12 protein-coding genes are annotated in these 16,102 nt (G+C 55.1%); 6 read left to right on the top strand and 6 right to left on the bottom strand.

Annotated elements, in window-relative coordinates:
- Positions 1–33 precede the first annotated feature (33 nt).
- From JRF57_01685 to JRF57_01675, 3 genes are all read right to left on the bottom strand, one after another.
- A complete protein-coding gene (locus JRF57_01685) occupies positions 34–558 on the bottom strand; it encodes a TRAP transporter small permease subunit (protein MBW2302404.1) in 525 nt (174 codons plus the stop codon).
- Between the two features lie 12 nt (positions 559–570).
- Positions 571–1,542, bottom strand: coding sequence for a TRAP transporter substrate-binding protein DctP (dctP, locus tag JRF57_01680; protein ID MBW2302403.1), 972 nt, complete (start codon positions 1,540–1,542; stop codon positions 571–573).
- A 215-nt stretch (positions 1,543–1,757) separates the two neighbouring features.
- The gene (locus tag JRF57_01675; protein MBW2302402.1) at positions 1,758–2,516 is read right to left on the bottom strand and encodes a FadR family transcriptional regulator; all 759 of its coding nucleotides are present in this window, start codon (positions 2,514–2,516) and stop codon (positions 1,758–1,760) included.
- Between the two features lie 352 nt (positions 2,517–2,868).
- On the opposite strand from JRF57_01675, the gene JRF57_01670 reads away from it, so the two are divergent.
- Complete coding sequence (locus JRF57_01670) at positions 2,869–3,963, top strand: hypothetical protein (GenBank protein MBW2302401.1); 1,095 nt, start codon at positions 2,869–2,871, stop codon at positions 3,961–3,963.
- 66 nt (positions 3,964–4,029) lie between these two features.
- Here JRF57_01670 and pilB read toward each other — a convergent pair whose 3' ends face one another.
- Positions 4,030–6,291, bottom strand: coding sequence for a type IV-A pilus assembly ATPase PilB (gene pilB / locus JRF57_01665; protein ID MBW2302400.1), 2,262 nt, complete (start codon positions 6,289–6,291; stop codon positions 4,030–4,032).
- Positions 6,292–7,130: 839 nt separating this feature from the next.
- On the opposite strand from pilB, the gene JRF57_01660 reads away from it, so the two are divergent.
- The 4 genes from JRF57_01660 (at position 7,131) to JRF57_01645 (ending at position 10,350) form a co-directional block, all read left to right on the top strand.
- Positions 7,131–7,736 carry an HDIG domain-containing protein gene (locus JRF57_01660; GenBank protein MBW2302399.1) on the top strand — a complete coding sequence of 202 codons (606 nt, stop codon included), beginning with the start codon at positions 7,131–7,133 and terminating at the stop codon, positions 7,734–7,736.
- An 84-nt stretch (positions 7,737–7,820) separates the two neighbouring features.
- Entirely contained in the window at positions 7,821–8,204 is a 384-nt protein-coding gene (locus JRF57_01655) for a hypothetical protein (protein ID MBW2302398.1), read from the top strand.
- A 33-nt stretch (positions 8,205–8,237) separates the two neighbouring features.
- Positions 8,238–8,444: a hypothetical protein gene (locus JRF57_01650; protein ID MBW2302397.1), complete on the top strand. Its 207-nt coding sequence runs from the start codon at positions 8,238–8,240 to the stop codon at positions 8,442–8,444.
- 121 nt (positions 8,445–8,565) lie between these two features.
- Positions 8,566–10,350, top strand: a complete 1,785-nt coding sequence (locus tag JRF57_01645) for a thioredoxin family protein (GenBank protein MBW2302396.1) — start codon at positions 8,566–8,568, stop codon at positions 10,348–10,350.
- An 81-nt stretch (positions 10,351–10,431) separates the two neighbouring features.
- Here JRF57_01645 and JRF57_01640 read toward each other — a convergent pair whose 3' ends face one another.
- Together JRF57_01640 and JRF57_01635 are read right to left on the bottom strand one after the other, a co-directional pair.
- Positions 10,432–12,498 carry a molybdopterin-dependent oxidoreductase gene (locus tag JRF57_01640; protein MBW2302395.1) on the bottom strand — a complete coding sequence of 689 codons (2,067 nt, stop codon included), beginning with the start codon at positions 12,496–12,498 and terminating at the stop codon, positions 10,432–10,434.
- A gap of 108 nt (positions 12,499–12,606) precedes the next feature.
- On the bottom strand, positions 12,607–13,953 hold the full coding sequence (locus JRF57_01635) for a UbiD family decarboxylase (protein ID MBW2302394.1): 1,347 nt from the start codon (positions 13,951–13,953) through the stop codon (positions 12,607–12,609).
- A gap of 377 nt (positions 13,954–14,330) precedes the next feature.
- On the opposite strand from JRF57_01635, the gene JRF57_01630 reads away from it, so the two are divergent.
- Positions 14,331–16,082, top strand: coding sequence for an FAD-binding protein (locus tag JRF57_01630; protein MBW2302393.1), 1,752 nt, complete (start codon positions 14,331–14,333; stop codon positions 16,080–16,082).
- The last annotated feature ends 20 nt before the right edge of the window (positions 16,083–16,102 follow it).

The raw sequence follows: 16,102 nt of genomic DNA, 5'->3' as shown, positions 1-16,102 counted from the left end.
TGGGAGAAAAACCCTCGCCTTCGAACGAAGACTTCAGTTCGAGTTTTTTCCCGAAAGGGTTCCAGTACGGCCCTCTTTGTATAATTTGCAGGCCCTTCTCACGAATTCGGCGGCGAAGAAGAAACAACCCACGGGAATCACCATGATGACAAGGAATTCAGGGATTTTTAGGTATTTTAGAGTGGGTACTCCCCTTTGATAAAAATCGTAGGTAACATAGGCGCCGTAATAAGCGAGAATCAGGAGGACAAGGGCTCCGAGAAGAGAGGTGATCATGTTGATCTTGTTTTGTAACCTCCGGTTGACCCGGTTCAGCACGATATCGATCCGGATGTGGCTTTCCTGCCTGAGGACATAGCCTGCCGCCAGAAAAGGGATGTAGAGAAGGATGTACTCGCTGATTTGGAGCACCCACCCTATGGGTTTGTTGAAAAAGTACCTCAGCACGACGTCGACGCTGACGCTCGCAAGGGCGAACATCATCAGGATGCCCGCAAGCCAGGCAAGGACCTTCAGCAGGACGTCAAAGATGCGGTCGGTGGTTGAAAGGAATCCCACTCTTCGCACGCCTCATGGACTGAGTAATTTGCGGAGCTTGGTACCCAGTTCCGGATTCTGCTTGATGACTTCCTCCCAGCCCGCCTCGTAGGCTAGGTCCACGTACCACCGGGAATCTTCGGGAGAGAACTTGATCAGCTTCATTCCCCTTTTCTGCATCTCCTGCAATTCTTTCTCGGCGATGTCGGCCATAACCCGGCTGTATTTTCTTTCGTTAGCGATCATGCAATCGGTCATGATTTTCTGGAGGCGAGCGGGAAGGCGTTGCCACGTCTTGAGATTGACAAGCCCCTCGATGTTCATCTGGTAAATCCTGGGCTCAATTATATAGCGACATACGTCACACCATCCCGCTTGGACGTTTCCAAGGGCGGACCAAGCATAACCGTCTATCGTGCCCCGCTCAAGCGCCGTGTAAATGTCCGAACCGGGAAGGGTGACAGGGACAGCCCCCAATTTTTTTACAAAGGGTTCGTAAGTGGCGGAGACGCGGATTTTCTGCCCCGCCAATTCCTGGGGCCGCTTTACGGGCTTGTTGGTGAAGATTTGAAACCACACGCCGAATTCAGCCCTTCCAAGGTAATGAATATTGTGTTTTTTGAATAGACTGACCCTTAAATCGTAATAGCCGTTCTCACGCTCCTTGATGGGGTCGAGACGGGTGAGGTGGGAATATGCAGCTCCAGTCACTTGCCGTCCGTAGTAAGATTCACACCCGAAGATCATATCCACGACACCGTTTCGCAAGGCCTCGAACTGTTTGAAGCCGGGAATGGCCTCCGGGCCACCGGTAAAGACGATCTCGAGTTCCCCTTTTGCCTTCTCATTGACATCCTTGATGTAGGCCATCCAGGCGGTCATGTTGGTGTCACCTTTGGGGAGGAAGGAGACCATCTTGAGTTTCACGGGGCCCTTGGCATGAACCGGCGCTGAAGAGAGGACCAGGAACAGGGCCGCAAACAGGAAATAAACATGCCTCCTCATTTTCAACTCCTTTCCGCTGAAGGTTGGAAACTTAATTGAACCGTGCCTTGAAGACAGGGCCGTCTCCCCCTTTCCCGTGGTCTTCTTCACCCCCTTTCTCTCTGAATCAGGGTAAAGAGGGAGCAACGATGATGGACAATCGGCGGAGACGGTCTCGGATGGTGTGAGGGTCGAGCCTGGATAGAGTGACGCGCGCAGGAGGAGAGCCCTGGCCCTCAACGGAACCATTCCAGGGTCTTGGCGGTGGGCAACTGTGAGAGAATGCGCTTCATGTCGGAGAGATGTTCCACCATGGCCTCCCTAGCGGCCTCCGGGGAACGCTCCTCGATCTTCTCCGCGATTTTCCTGTGGTGATTGAGAATGTTTTCCTTGTGTTCCCGCTTCCAGGCGATGGTGTAGATGAACTTGAACAATACGTCGATGAGAGAAGCCTGGAATACGGTCAACATGGGGTTTTTGGCCGCTCGGGCAAGGGCCTTGTGAAAATTTTCGTCCGAACTGCGAAAGGTGCTTTTTTCTCTGAAGAGGTGGTCGAGTTCTTGAATCGTTGCCCAAATAGTCTCAATGTCTGATTGATCTGCGTTTTTGGCTGCAAGGTAAGCTATCTGGGGTTCGATCATGAGCCTGACCTCGATCACATGATCGATGCTGATACCCTTTAGGCCGATGATGTCCCTCAGGACACGGGCCAGTTCCGCCTCTCCGATATCCTCCGCTACGAAGGCTCCCCCGTTCTTCCCCTGCTTTACCTCCAGGAGCCCCCCGTTTTTGAGGGTTAAGAGGGCGGATCTGACCGTCACCCGGCTTGTTTTGAAGATGTCAGCCAATTGTCTTTCAGTGGGGAGCTTTTCCCCGGGTCGGAGTTTTCTTTCGAATATGGCGTTTCGGATCTGATCGACGATTTTTTCGTGGGCCAGTTTGGTTTCGGCTATAGACCTGAAAGGGTGTGAGGATTTTTTCTCCGGAATTGCCATGGATTTTCTTTTTTGCTCTGATTTTTGGACTAACCTTATACCACAAAATAAGGGCTGTCAAGGGCCTTTTTGGGGGGCTCACAGAGGCGAGGGCATGTCTGGAAAAAGTCCGGGGTCCCTGAAGTGGAGGCAGGAGGGGAGGAAAGTTTTGCCCGGTCAGGGTCAGCAGGAGGGAAATTTTGGGGCGGAACAGCCGGGCGAGTCCGTCTTGATTCCCCTCAAGATACATTGCTTGTTGCAGCGGGGGGCTTCATTCGGGGAAAAGGTAAAAAGCGGGAGTGTGGCATCTCTTTTGCATAATTAGAGATCGGATGCAGGGAATAAGGAATGTCCGGCCTCCTGGGGGAAGACAGTGGAATCACAACCCATTTCAAGCGGAACATACATCCTGGAGAGGGAAGGAAAGGTTTTCCGTCCGCTTCCGGAAGACGGGTCCTCTTCCTTTAAGGCCTTTCTTGGAAAAGATGATCCGAAGTTTTTCATCGGGCCGGGAAAGGAGCCTCAAGGTCTTTCATCTATCCCGTTCTCCCCCGGGGCGCAAAACACCCCGCCCGTACGGCAAAAACCGGTCGCAATGGCCGCCGCCAGTGCATACAGAAAACACCAGGACAATGGAGCCCGGCTCCAGGGAATGACTGATATCCAGAAATACAAGGATGATCAACTCCTGAGCAATCCAGGAGGGGATGCCTATTACCTGGACCGAAAGGAAGTGTTACCCGACGACAGGAAACAGGAATCCTTCTGGGGGCGGATCGGGAAGGACCTATCGGATGCTTTCGGCAACGTGAAAAATTTTTTCAAGAACCTTCTTTTCGGATCCAAGATCCACTACAGGGATGAAAAAGGAAGGATCCGGGAGGCCACCCAGCGGGGGCTTCTGGGTTCAGTGGTGGACTTTTTCAAGGACTTGGGCAGTGCCCTGAGCTTCGGGGCCTGGCGTCCTGATGGAGAAGAGAGCCCCGGCGGGGCGGGGAAAAGGGTGGTTTTCTTTTTCAGCAAACTGAAGGAGGCTGTTTTCGGCGACCTGCTCCAGGGGGGCATGGGAAGTGTGATTCACATGGGGGAGGATCTCTTGTTCGCGGGCTGGAACCTTCTTGAGACCGTTCCGGATGCCACCATTGGAAATTTCAAGGCCGGCAAGGAACTCACGACCCGGGTTTTCGACGATGGGCAGGTGATCCTGGACTACCTCACGGATATCCTGCCCTCGGGAGAGGCCTGGGTTCGGGTGCATTCATGGGACTTGAAGAAGGGAAAACCCCCGATCATTTTGAACAGCGGCATGCCCGAGCAGGGAGTGGAGGATTCCCGGTGGAAATACGTGAGAAATACTCCTTTCAGGAAGGCGATTGAAACGATCGGTTCCCTGTTCACCGATATCTTGACCCTGAGATTCCTGGGCCAGATCAAATTGTTTGGCGAAGACAGGCACCAGAAGAATTAGCCCGCCTTTTTCGAAACCAGGGCTTCGCGGCTTCCGGACAAGTCCTTCAACCCCGGCGCGGGAGACTCAGCCGGGTTTTTTCTGCATTAATTCCGAGACGAGCCGCACGTTGATCCTGTTAGCGCTCTCCAGTCGGCCTACTATCACCTCGAAGAGGTGTTTGGCCACCTCCGGATATTTCTGGATGACTTCGTCGAGCTTGTCTCCCGGAAAGCGCTTGATCACGGAGCGGCCCTTGGAAATGATGGAGGCTGAGCGGGGTTCACCCGATATGGCGGCCATTTCCCCGAAGTATTCCCCGGGCTCTGTAATTTCCGCTATCTTCTTGCCCTGTTTGACCACCATGAGGGCCCCCTGGACAAGCTTGAAGAAATCTTTGTCTCGGTTGCCTTCCCGGATGATCACGTCTTTGTCTTCATATCTTTCGATATCCGGATTGACGAGATAGGCGGGCATGGCCTCCTTGGTGATCACGGTGCGTTTCAATACCTCTTCGATGGAGGTGACCCCCTGGCGGACTTTCTCGATCCCGGCCTCCCGCAAGGTCACCATGCCCTCCTGAATGGCCGTCTTTCTCAGTTGATCCTCAGGGACTCCAGCATTAATGGCCTTCGAGACCTCGTCGGTCACCTCCATGAGTTCATAAAGTCCTACCCGGCCCTTGTAGCCCTTGTTGCATGCAGCGCAGCCCATGGGGCCGTAAACCGTGAGATCCGGGATTTCTTCCCGGCGGAACCCTATGGTTTCGAGTTCGGCGGGATCAAGGTCCTCGACCTTGACCTTGCACTTGGGGCAGAGTCTTCTGGCAAGACGCTGTGAGAGGACCATGGTAACGGAAGAAGCAAGCATGTATGAGGGAATCCCGATATCCACGAGACGCCCTATGGTGGAAGGGCAGTCGTTGGTATGAAGGGTGCTGAAGACCAGGTGTCCAGTCATGGCCGCCTTGATAGCGATCTCCGCCGTCTCCATGTCCCGGATCTCGCCCACCATGATGATGTCCGGGTCCTGCCGCAGAAATGACTTGAGGGCGGCGGCGAAGGTCATGCCCACTTCGTTTCTCACGTTGACCTGGTTGATACCCCTGAAGTTGAACTCCACCGGGTCCTCGGCCGTGAGGATTTTTGTGTCCTCCTTGTTCAGGGCGTTCAGGATGCTGTAAAGGGTGGTGGTCTTACCGCTCCCGGTAGGCCCGGTGACAAGGAGAAGTCCGTATGGACGGTAGATGCACCTTTTCAGGGCCTCGTAGGTCTCCGGTTCGAATCCCAGTTTGGTCAAATCCACGTTCAGGGCGGCCGGGTCGAGGATTCGCATGACGATGGCCTCCCCGAAGAGGGTGGGCAGGGTCGAAACACGAAAGTCGATGGCCCGCCTCTTTCCCAGTTTGAGCTTGATTCGGCCGTCCTGGGGAACACGGCGCTCCGAGATGTCAAGACCTGCCAGGATTTTGATCCTTGAGACAAGGGCGTTTTTTATGCTGAGGGGCAGGTTCATGGATTTGTACAGGGATCCGTCCAGCCGGTAGCGCACCTGCAAGGATTTTTCGAAAGGCTCGATATGGATGTCGCTCACCTCATCATGAACGGCCTTGAGCATGATGCCGTTTACCAGCTTGATAATGGGCGCGTCACCGGCAGAGAACTCATCCTGGACCTCTTCCTCCTCCCCGCTCTCCAGTTCCATCTCTCCCGCGGCCTCTGATACCAGGGATCCGATGTCTTCGATCTGGGTGACGGGTAAGTCCTCTTCATCTTCATCGAGTTCTTTTTCCTGCTGGGCGAAGAAACTGTTGTACTCCTCGTCGCTGATCTTGTAATGCTTCCGGTAGGCCTCGATGATGTCCTTTTCCGTGGAAACATACAGGCTCAGGGATTTCTGGACGGCCGTCTGCAGCTCATTCACCGCGGTGGTATCGGTGGGTTCGGCCATGGTGATTTCGAGATTGTTCCCGTTAAGAGCGATGGGAAAGGCCATGTGTTTCTTGGCCATCTCGTAAGGCAGGGCTTTCAGGGCCTCTGGAGAAGGGTTTATCTTGGAGAGGACCGCTGCGGGATAATTATGTATCCGGCTCAGGACATTGACGATCGTCTCCTCCTCGATATAACCGAGCTTGAGGAGGATCGAACCCAGCCGGCCGTTGTTCTTTTTCTGGTAACTGAGAGCCTCCTGGAGCTGGGTGCTGGTGATATGACCTTCCTTGCATAGGATTTCGCCGATTCTGGTCTTCCCGGCGCCGGATTGATCCTTGACGGTGGCTCTTAGGCTCGATTTCTTTGAAGAAACAGAGTGGAGATTTCTGGATGAATCAGTTGGAGCAGGTCTGGCCATGATATACGAACCTGGATGTTTGTTTTACGCCCTGGGGGGCAGGTCGGGCGGATCTTGAAAAAGGGACCCCCGAAAAATCAAATCAGTAAAGCACGCAGGTCTCCCCAGCCCGGCATGCCTTGAAGGGTCAGGGTCAACATTCATCCTCCTCGGAAAACCGCTTGATATTACCTGCATTTTGCAGGTGTCAAGTTTGCCGAAGATGCAGAGCATCATCTGCGAAGCTGTAATCTCCTACCGCAACCGGTCCATTACGAAGCGGATTCGGTGAAATCGACACTCCCGAAGGGTAAACAGCCTTGAAATATTACTCAATTGTGTTGTTCTTACCCCTCGAGTTAAACTTCCATCCTACCTGGGTTATGACCTAACAGGGTGAACTTTTATTAAACCTTTGGCGGTTCAAGGTTGTTTAAGCAAAACTTCAGTATTACTCAATGTTTCAGACAAGTCAAGGCAAAAAGTGTTCTCTTGAGATACAACCTTGAGATTCCAACCCCAATGGTTAGGACTCGAGACCTATGGAAGCGCCGGGTATTCAAGAGATAAGATCGGCATTCTCGGGAATTACTTGAGTGGTAATGCAGGAGTAGCCCTTTTGGGACCGGCAGTGGACTTTGCAGCATTCAGATCTTTCCGGGAAATCGCGCCCCGGAAGGAAAGGGGCATTGACTTGGAGGGGGATAGACCCCAAAATAGCACAGACGGGAGAGCCGGAAGCTCCTGTCGCTTATTTCATGCATAATGTGGGATTGACAGGCTGTTGAAAAATGTAGCAAGCGCAATAGTTTTTCAACAGCCTGTAAAAACGGAAGGAGATTTTGTACTGAGAGCGGAAAATGATACCCTCGAGAGAGCAGTGTTACAGGTTCATGGATGCCTACCGGATGAGAGACAATATCAGAAACCATTCCATTATGGTGGAAAAGGTGGCCTCCCTCATAGCGCGGGGTCTTCGGGAGGAAGGTTTTGATGTCTCCCTGGAAAAGGTGTGTGCAGGGGCGTTGATGCATGATATCGCCAAGACCCGATGCCTTGAGACCGGGGAAGATCATGCCGCCCTGGGGGCGCGTATTTGCCGGGAGAACGGGTTGGAGGAGATCGCCGCTATTGTGGGGGAGCATGTTGTGTTAAGGTCCTTTGATCCCAGGGAGGGGATCAGGGGGGGTGAAATCGTTTACTACGCCGACAAGAGGGTCAATCACGACAAGATCGTAAGCCTCGATGAAAGGCTGGAATACCTCCTTCGCCGTTATGGTCGAAACAATGGGACCATTCAGAAGCGTATCCGGGCCAACATAGACCTGGCAAGGAGGGTGGAGGACAAATTGTTTGCCCGGTTGCCTTTCGCCCCTGAAGATGTGGAAACCTTGATCAAAGAACGGCCTGGTTCAAGGGAAGTGGATCCTTTTCCCTGGTCCGCTCATCCGGTTTCTAAGGGTTAGGACAAGGACGGCCTTTAACTCCAAACCCAAACTGAGCGTTTCAAAATCTTGATGAGACCTTTTAGGTCAAAGTAAGGGATGGGAATGAAAGAGATACGAATGATGATCCTGGCTGCGTTCCTCGGATTGGCATTTTACTCAATGACCGCACAGGCCCGTGATTTAAGTGAGATGAAGGGTCTTCCATCGGCCCGTAGCCTCATTTTATTGAAGGAGGACCCCATCATTTTGAAGGGGCCCCTTGTCGCGTGTGAGGTGGCCGGGGGGGAATCCTTTGATGAGGGCGCCGAGGATTTCCAGAGGCAGTTGAAAGCCCTCACCGAGGAACTCAAGAGACTTGAGAGAGGGGTAAAGGAGAAGGTCCGGAAGGAAATCCTTCCCCGGATCAGACGGGAAATCCAGCGGCTTCGGGAGTGGCTTCGTAATGTGAGTCCGGAAAAGGAGGCCGACGCGCCGGTCCGGACGTAAGCATCCACGGCCGCGATATGAGAGGAAAAGGTGATGTCGGCTCCCCTTAAAAATATTGCAAGGGAACTTTACAGACTCAGCCAAGAAGTGGACAGGCTGGAATCCTTACTGAAGACCGCCTCCCCGGATGAAAAGGAAAGAATCGAAGACCAATTGCGCAAGGCCAGGGCGGAAAAGGACCGAATCCGAAAAATCCTCGACGGACACAAGGAACCGCCCCCCTATCGAAAACCCCGATAACCCCTTGGGCAGCCCTTTTCTCAGATCTTTACCGCCCTGGTGCCACAGGCCGCCAACCCTTTTGGATGATGGGGGAGATCCGATCCCCCGGGAAAGGATTCGGGGTTTCCGGAGGGCATACGTGATACGCCGCACTCTACTCTTTGTCCTGCTGATCGTTTTCTCCCTGACCGCAGTATGCATTGCCTCGGAGCGGACCGTTCGGGTGGAGATCCTCCATTCCCGGGACCGGTACCCGGCCGGGGAACGGTACCCCATCCTGGTCAGGCTGGATATCAAGAAACCCTGGTCCATCCATGGGCCCCGGCGGGCGGAGGACGGGGTAATTCCAACGGCGCTGACTTTTTCCGCCCCCCCCGGCCTCATGGTGGAGGAAATCCGTTTCCCAGAGCCGGAGCGGAGAAAACTTGAATTTTCGCCTCAACCCGTGGAGCTTTATTCCGGAGAGGTCCGCGTCAGGGCCACGCTCCGGATCGGCGAAGGGACCGAACCCGGTCTCAAGAATCTAAAGGTGTCCCTTTCCTATCAGCCTTGTTCCTCCGTCGCATGCCTTCCTCCAGAGATGATCTCCCTGACCGTTCCCCTTCATGTAGCGGCCCCGGGGGCCCCTTCCCGGGCTCTCAACGGAGACCTGTTTCAGGCTGAGATGAAGAAAGGGGAGGGAAGATGGTATCCGGCCGGAATGGGTGTCAGTAGGGCTGGGGCGGGTCTTTTTTGGACTCTCCTGGGGGTATTCCTGGGTGGGCTCGCCCTTAATCTGACTCCTTGCATCTACCCCCTGATCCCTATCACGGTCTCCTATTTCGGGGGGAGGAACCGTTCGGCCGGGGGAAATCCCCTGCTGCACTCGATCTGTTACATCGCAGGACTGGCCCTTACCAACTCCGTTCTCGGGGTTTCTGCCGCCCTCTCCGGCAGCCTGCTGGGTTCAGCGCTGCAAAATCCCTTCACGCTCATTTTCGTCGCCGGCGTCCTCTTGGCCATGGGCCTGAGTTTCCTGGGATTATGGAAATTCCGGCTGCCTGCCTCCTTTGGCAGGTTGGCCTCCAGGAATTACGGGGGATCCTGGGGGGCTTTCTTCATGGGATTGACCCTCGGAGTCCTGGCCGCTCCGTGCCTTGGGCCCTTCATCCTGGGGTTGCTCACTTACGTGGGTAAAACCGGGGATCCCTTCCTGGGGTTCCTTTACTTTTTCGTGCTCAGCCTGGGGCTGGGGCTCCCCCTTTCCGTCTTGGCCTTTTTTTCAGGGGCCTCGAAGAAACTCCCCGTTTCAGGGGACTGGATGGTCTGGATACAAAAATTTTTGGGGTGGGTGCTCATCGGGACGGCGGCTTATGTGCTGACTCCCTTGGTGCCCCCGGGAAGGTTCCAGGCGGGTCTCATGGGGTTGATCGGGGTCCTGGCAGGGATCCATCTCGGGTGGCTGGACCGGACCGGGAGATCCCTCAGGGGATTTCCGTGGATCAAGCGGGGGATGGGCCTGGCACTGGTGGCGGCGGCGCTGTTTTACACCCTGTGGGCCGTACCGGAAAAGACAGGTGTCCAATGGATCCCCTATGATCCCGAGAAGATTTTGCAGGCTGCCCGGGAGGGCCGTCCCGTGATCCTGGATTTTTATGCGGACTGGTGCGGCCCCTGTAAGGCCCTGGATCGGACCGTGTTCCAGGATGCGGAGGTGCGGGAACTGAGTCGGGATATCGTCTTTATGCGCCTCGACCTCACAAGACGCCGTCCCTTCCAGGAAGAGGTCCTGTCCAGGTATGGTATCAAAGGGGTACCCACAGTATTGTTCTTGGACCGGGAGGGCAGGGAAAGGCGATCCCTCCGTATCGAGTCTTACGTGGACAAGGCGGTTTTCCTCTCACGGGCCAGGCATCTGTTGGGGGAGACTGCCAAGGCCCGATGACCTGCCTTGATCCTTACAGGTCAAAATATGAAGCGGTTTCGTTCCCTTCCGGTTCTACCCGCCGGAGCAGGAAGAGGCGGGTCATGCCTCCCGAACCACCCTGCACATGAAACAGCGGTTCGAGGTTGTGCTCGTAACCGGATCACACTGGGAGTCGTCGGTCAAATTGTTGATGCTGTATTCCGGATCCAGTTCTCCCCAGCCCCAGGCAATGCGTACTGAACCGGGATGGACCACGTCGGAGATCCTCGCGCGCATTTTGATGGATCCATTGGGGGATTCGATCTTGACCCGTTCCCCGTCGCATATACCTAATCTTTCCGCATCCCCGGGGTGGATGTCCACGAAGGGTTCCGGGTCGTATTTTAAGAGAGAAGGAATGTTCCTGTATTGGGAATGAACGAAGGCCTTGGAACGAGCGCCGCTGATGCCGATAAAGGGAAAATCGTCTCCTTGATCTGAAAAGCTCATGGGATTGTCCGCCAATCCACTGAATTCAGGGAGGGGAGGATAGCCCTGCTCCCTGAATCTCTCGGAAAAAAGCTCCACCTTGCCCGTCGGGGTGTGAAATCCCCCGGTCTTATACTTTTCGTATCGTATCTCTTCGTACACCACCCCATCCGGGTGCTTCCCCAGGAGGTCCACGCTCAGGCCGGTAGGCTCAAGCTGAAAATCTATCGCCTCCTCGACCTCGGCCCAGGGGAATTCTTTCTTGAAGCCCATTTTTCTGCCCAGTTCAAAGACGATCTTCCAGTCGGGCCAGCAGTTTTCATACCAGTCCGCGACCTGTTGCTGGAGGTAAACGTGATGGCCGTCCATGGCCTTGAGATTGAGCTGGGTCGTTTCAAATGGTGTGGTCACCGGAAGCACCACATGGGCGAACCGTGCGGTGCGGGTCATGAAGAGGTCCATCACTACGGTGAATTCACTCTTCCTGAGAGCCTCCAGCACTCTCGCTGAATGGGCCATGGTGACGGCGGGATTGGTCCCCTGGAGGATGAGGGACTTGATCGGGTAAGGACGTTCTTCCAGTATGGCATCCAGCACGGCTCCAAGGGTGTGATCTCCCCTTGCACCGTGATAGGCCCTGAAAAGAGGATATCCGGAACTGATCGGTTCAAGGTTATCGGGAAGCCTTTCCTTTAGTTTGATGTCCCTCACGGGCAAGGGGGTCGGGATGAGATCCCCTCCCTTCTTGTCGAGATTTCCGCTGAGGGCCCGAAGGATGCAAATCGCACGCACGGCCTGGGTGACGCAGAGGTGCATGTCCAGACCGTTTCCGTCTGCAAGACATGCAGGTTTACTCCCGGCATAAAGCCTGGCGGCCTCCCTGATCTGTGCGGGTTCCAGCCAGATTCGGCGGGCCACCGCCTCGGGGCTATATTCACGGGCGGCCCTTTCCAGCAAATCGAAACCCACTGTCCATTCCCTGACGAATTCCTGATCGTAAAGCCCCTCGGCCAACATGACGTGAATCATGGCCATGGCCAGGAGTCCGTCACATCCCGGCTTGATCTGCAGCCAGAGATCGGCCCGGGAAGCCAGTCGGGTCCGGATCGGATCCACCACGATGAGCTTGGCCCCTTTTTTCCTGGATTCGAGGATGAGATTGTAGCCTGCGGGATTGCAATTTCTGTCGTTCTTTCCCCAGATAAAAATGCACCTTGCATTCCTGTAATCGGGGTAGGTCATGGCGCCGTATGTGAAGACGTGGCCCATCTCCCTGGCGGCGTGGCAGATGGATCCGTTCCCGATGACGTTGGGGGATCCGAAGGCGCTCATGAATCGATTCGCATAATCCCAGGGTGCTCCGTAGTCCGGGACCTGTCCTGTGAGCCAGCAAAGGGCCTGGGGACCGTATAGAGTTCGGATGGATTCGAGCCTTTCGGCCACGAAGTCCAGGGCCTCATCCCAGGAGACTTCCTTCCACGAAGGTGTTCCTTCACGGATCACCTTAAGGAGGGGTGTTTTTAATCGATCGGGAGAATAAACGATGTCCTGCGCGGCCCTCAATTTCGGGCAGAAATAATGGTATTCTTTGGATGCTCCGGGACGCATCCCGGCTGACACGAGCCTTCCCCGGGATACATTGGCCACGATCGGGCGGCCGCCTGAGCATAGATGACAAGTGGTATACTTTTTCTCCATAATCTAATCCATAGCCCATCAACTTCTCGATCTGTGATCCGAGATGATGGGGGGCTTTTGAGCGGTTTTCAGGTAGATCCAAGTGAAAATACGTCCGGACCGCCGGTTTCAACTTGAACCCTTCCATAGGCTCGCCCAAGAGTCCCGTTCGTCGAACTCTCCGATTTCCGGGATGGTTTTTCGTTCGAATTCATCCCATTGGTTAAGGGGAGCCGTGGCATCAATGCCTAATTTTGAGCGGTGAATGTCGTGAGGGTCCCGGGGAAAACCGAGGGCGTTTTCCATGATGAGGAGGCCCTTGTCGGGCCTGTTCCGGGTCACCATCGCCCACCATACGTCGTTCATGTCGAATACGTCAACATCGTGGTCCACCACCACGCAGTACTTGAGCCAGGAATAGGCCCCGAAGGCAGCGGCGGCGACATTCTTCGGTTCACCCTCAAAACGTTTGCGTATCGATATTGCACACCCCAGGATCGTGGGAACCAGGCTGATCGCCCGTACATCGGCCACTCCCGCCACGGCCTCATAGATCCTGGCCTCTCTGGAGAGGGCCAAATAGTGTGTGTCTTCCAGGGATCCGGCCTGAACGGTCTGGTAGATGGGATCGGCCCGGTGGGTCATGGCCTTGACCTCGAAGACGGGGTTGTCCATCACAGGGACATGGTATTGCATGAAGTCCCCGAAGGGCCCTTCAGGCTCCCGTACTCCGGCGAGGACTTCTCCTTCGAGGACGATCTCCGCGCAAGCCGGAACTTCGAGATCTACGGTCTCGCATTTGACGAGTTCGAGGGGTTCTTCCCGCAGGGCGCCTGCGATGCTGAACTCGTCCGTTTCAAATGGCACGCTGGCGGCTGCGGCGAGAAATTCGAAGGGGTGGTTTCCTATGGCTACGGCCACTTCCAGGTTGTGACCCCTCTGTTCGCTTCTCTGGTGGATGATCCCCAGATGCTGGGGAGGCATCATGCGGATCCCGAGCCTGTTCCTGCCCTTCAATTGCATACGGTTTACCGAGACATTCCGGATCCCTGTGTCGGGATCCCTCGCAATGACGATGCCGGCGGTGATGAACGGCCCGGCATCCTTCAGACAATGGGTTACGATGGGAAGGGTTTCCAGATCCACCTCGCTTCCCTTTTTGATGACTTCCTTCACCGGGCTTGACCGGACGAGCTTTGGATCAAAGGGATGTCTTACACGCTCCACCCATGTACGGGTGACCTCCTCGGGCGTTACCCCGAAAAGTAGGGCGGCCGCATTCCTGGATCCCAGGAGATTGTTGATCATCCTGAAAGGAGGGTGCTTCACCTGGTTGAACATGACGGCCTTTCCCGTTCTTTCCGCCGCCTTCATCCAGGCCGGGATTTCCAGGCGCGGATCGACTTCCCTATCCACGCTCATGAGGAGACGGGCCGAGAGAAGGCGGTCAATATAGTCTCGAATTCCCTGTTGCATGGGCTTTTCACCTTACTTTAGGGTTGGATTTATCGGAGGCCGGGAAAAATATGGACACCGCATTTAGAATCTATTATATTATAAATCAGACAATAAGACAATGGGGCTGTTCCATCACACTTTCAGTTGCTTCCGATCTTAGCGGCCCTTTCTCGGGATATACCAACAGGATTTCTGGCCGGAGACGATGTTTTCATATCCGGGTGTCTCCATTCCCGCATATTGTTGTACTCTATGAATCCTGCTAGGGTAAGAGGGGTGGGGTCACAAGCGACCGGGACACTCCCCGGGGGGTCGGTACAAATGTGGATGGAACGAAGGGGAGTGCAACCGGGACTGGTCCCGGCGGTTTCATGTTTAGGGGAGGGAGAGATCCATTGCAGGAGTTCCAATCCGATATTTTGGTGATAGGCGGTGGTGCTGCGGGTTGTTTCGCAGCCATCAAGGCCCGTGATTCGGGGGCGACTGTTCTTCTCGTAGACAAAGGGTATGTTGGGAAAAGCGGCTGCAGCAAGTTCGCAGCAGGATCATTCAAGTGTTTCATCCCCCATGAAGACGACTATGATCTCTGGTTCGGTAAGGCCGTGGAGGAAGGCTGTTACATGAACGACCAGGATTGGACCCGGATTCACCTACAAGAGGTCTACCAGCGGGCCCTTGAACTGGATGCCTGGGGAGTTCCCTTTCTCAAGGACGGACAGGGCCGTTTCGACAGGCTGGAAGGCCAGGGATCCTCGGACGAACGACCCATCAAGACCATGATGTTTGAAGGGCCCGCGCTCATGGATGTCCTCCGAAAGACGACCCGCGGCCATGGGGTGAAGATCCTTGACAAGACCATGGTGACCCACCTGATCCATGATGCCTCACACCCGGAACGGGTCGCCGGTGCCCTGGGTTTCGATATTAAGAGCGGGGAAGTGAGCCTTTTCAAGGCAAAGGCCGTTATCCTGGCTGCGGGCGCCCAGGCATTTAAGTCCCATTACGCCTACCAGAAGATGGTGACCGGGGATGCCCATTGTATGGGCATTCGCGCCGGGGCGGAGGTGTCGAACTATGAATTTTGCTGCCATCACCTTTCCTGCGCGGATTTCGACACAACGGGCATGAATGTCCTCCAGGGAGTGGGCGCTCGGTTCGTCAATGCCCGGGGTGAGACTTACATGAGAAAGTACGACCCGGAATACGGGGACCATGCGGCCATGAACCGACTTTCCGCCGGCATGGCCTGTGAAGTCCGTCTCGGAAACGGTCCCATTTATTTTGATTTCAGTGAATTTGACGAAAAAACCCTCTCCTATTTCAAGAAGACCCTCCCCATCATGTATCGTGCCTTCGAGAGGGCGGGGTATATTCGAGACGGCAAGATAAGGGAACGGGTGGAGTGGGTCAGTGTGAACATGGGAAATGTGGGGTATGGAGGAGGACTTACCATCAACACCGATTGCGAGACCACTGTTGAGGGACTTTATGCGGCGGGGGACGCCACCTGCGGGCCCGCCTCCGGGGTGGAAGGGTTTTGTGCCTATGCTATTCCCTTCGCGACGACCTCCGGAGCCCGGAGCGGGTGGGCGGCCGCCCGATATGTGAGGGAAATCGGGGACCCGGTTCTTAGCAGGGAAGAGATCGGGGTCTTTTCAGAAGAGCTGGTCCTGCCACTAAGAAGGTCCAGCGGATATGATCCCGATTACGCCGTATTGGAGGTTCAGCAACTTCTCTTTCCCATGGATATCTACATCCTCCGCCACCGTGAAAGGCTGGAAGCCAGCCTGAACCGTCTCATGGATATCCGGGATCATGTCGTCCCGCACTTGAAAGCCCACGATCCCCATTGCCTGCGAATGGCCGTCGAAGCCGCCAACATGGTCACATGCGGCGAGTTGTTCCTCCGGGCCGCCCTCGCGAGGACGGAAAGCCGCGGATCTCATCTAAGGGAGGACTTTCCCGATACCGATAACAAGGGATGGCTGAAATGGGTCATCCTTCGGAAAGAGAAGGGCGGTATCACGGTTTCGACCCGGAATATTCCTATTGACCGCTACCCCATGAAACCCCCTAAGGAGCGCTATACTCATCCTATCATCCGTGTGATGGAAGGACACCGGGATTCGGAAATGCCCTGGCGTTAAGAAGTCGCCCGCTTTTGGGA

Source organism: Deltaproteobacteria bacterium, from assembly GCA_019310525.1.
Classification (GTDB): Bacteria; Desulfobacterota; DSM-4660; order Desulfatiglandales; family HGW-15; genus JAFDEE01.
This window is presented reverse-complemented; position numbering and strand designations above follow the sequence as displayed.

Bases quoted from the DNA above. Each gene is read 5' to 3' on its own strand.
- JRF57_01650 (MBW2302397.1), top strand. From the start codon at position 8,238: ATGTCGGCTCCCCTTAAAAATATTGCAAGGGAACTTTACAGACTCAGC.
- JRF57_01635 (MBW2302394.1), bottom strand. From the start codon at position 13,953: ATGCAACAGGGAATTCGAGACTATATTGACCGCCTTCTCTCGGCCCGT.
- JRF57_01640 (MBW2302395.1), bottom strand. From the start codon at position 12,498: ATGGAGAAAAAGTATACCACTTGTCATCTATGCTCAGGCGGCCGCCCG.
- JRF57_01675 (MBW2302402.1), bottom strand. From the start codon at position 2,516: ATGGCAATTCCGGAGAAAAAATCCTCACACCCTTTCAGGTCTATAGCC.
- JRF57_01660 (MBW2302399.1), top strand. From the start codon at position 7,131: ATGATACCCTCGAGAGAGCAGTGTTACAGGTTCATGGATGCCTACCGG.
- JRF57_01655 (MBW2302398.1), top strand. From the start codon at position 7,821: ATGAAAGAGATACGAATGATGATCCTGGCTGCGTTCCTCGGATTGGCA.
- pilB (MBW2302400.1), bottom strand. From the start codon at position 6,291: ATGGCCAGACCTGCTCCAACTGATTCATCCAGAAATCTCCACTCTGTT.
- dctP (MBW2302403.1), bottom strand. From the start codon at position 1,542: ATGAGGAGGCATGTTTATTTCCTGTTTGCGGCCCTGTTCCTGGTCCTC.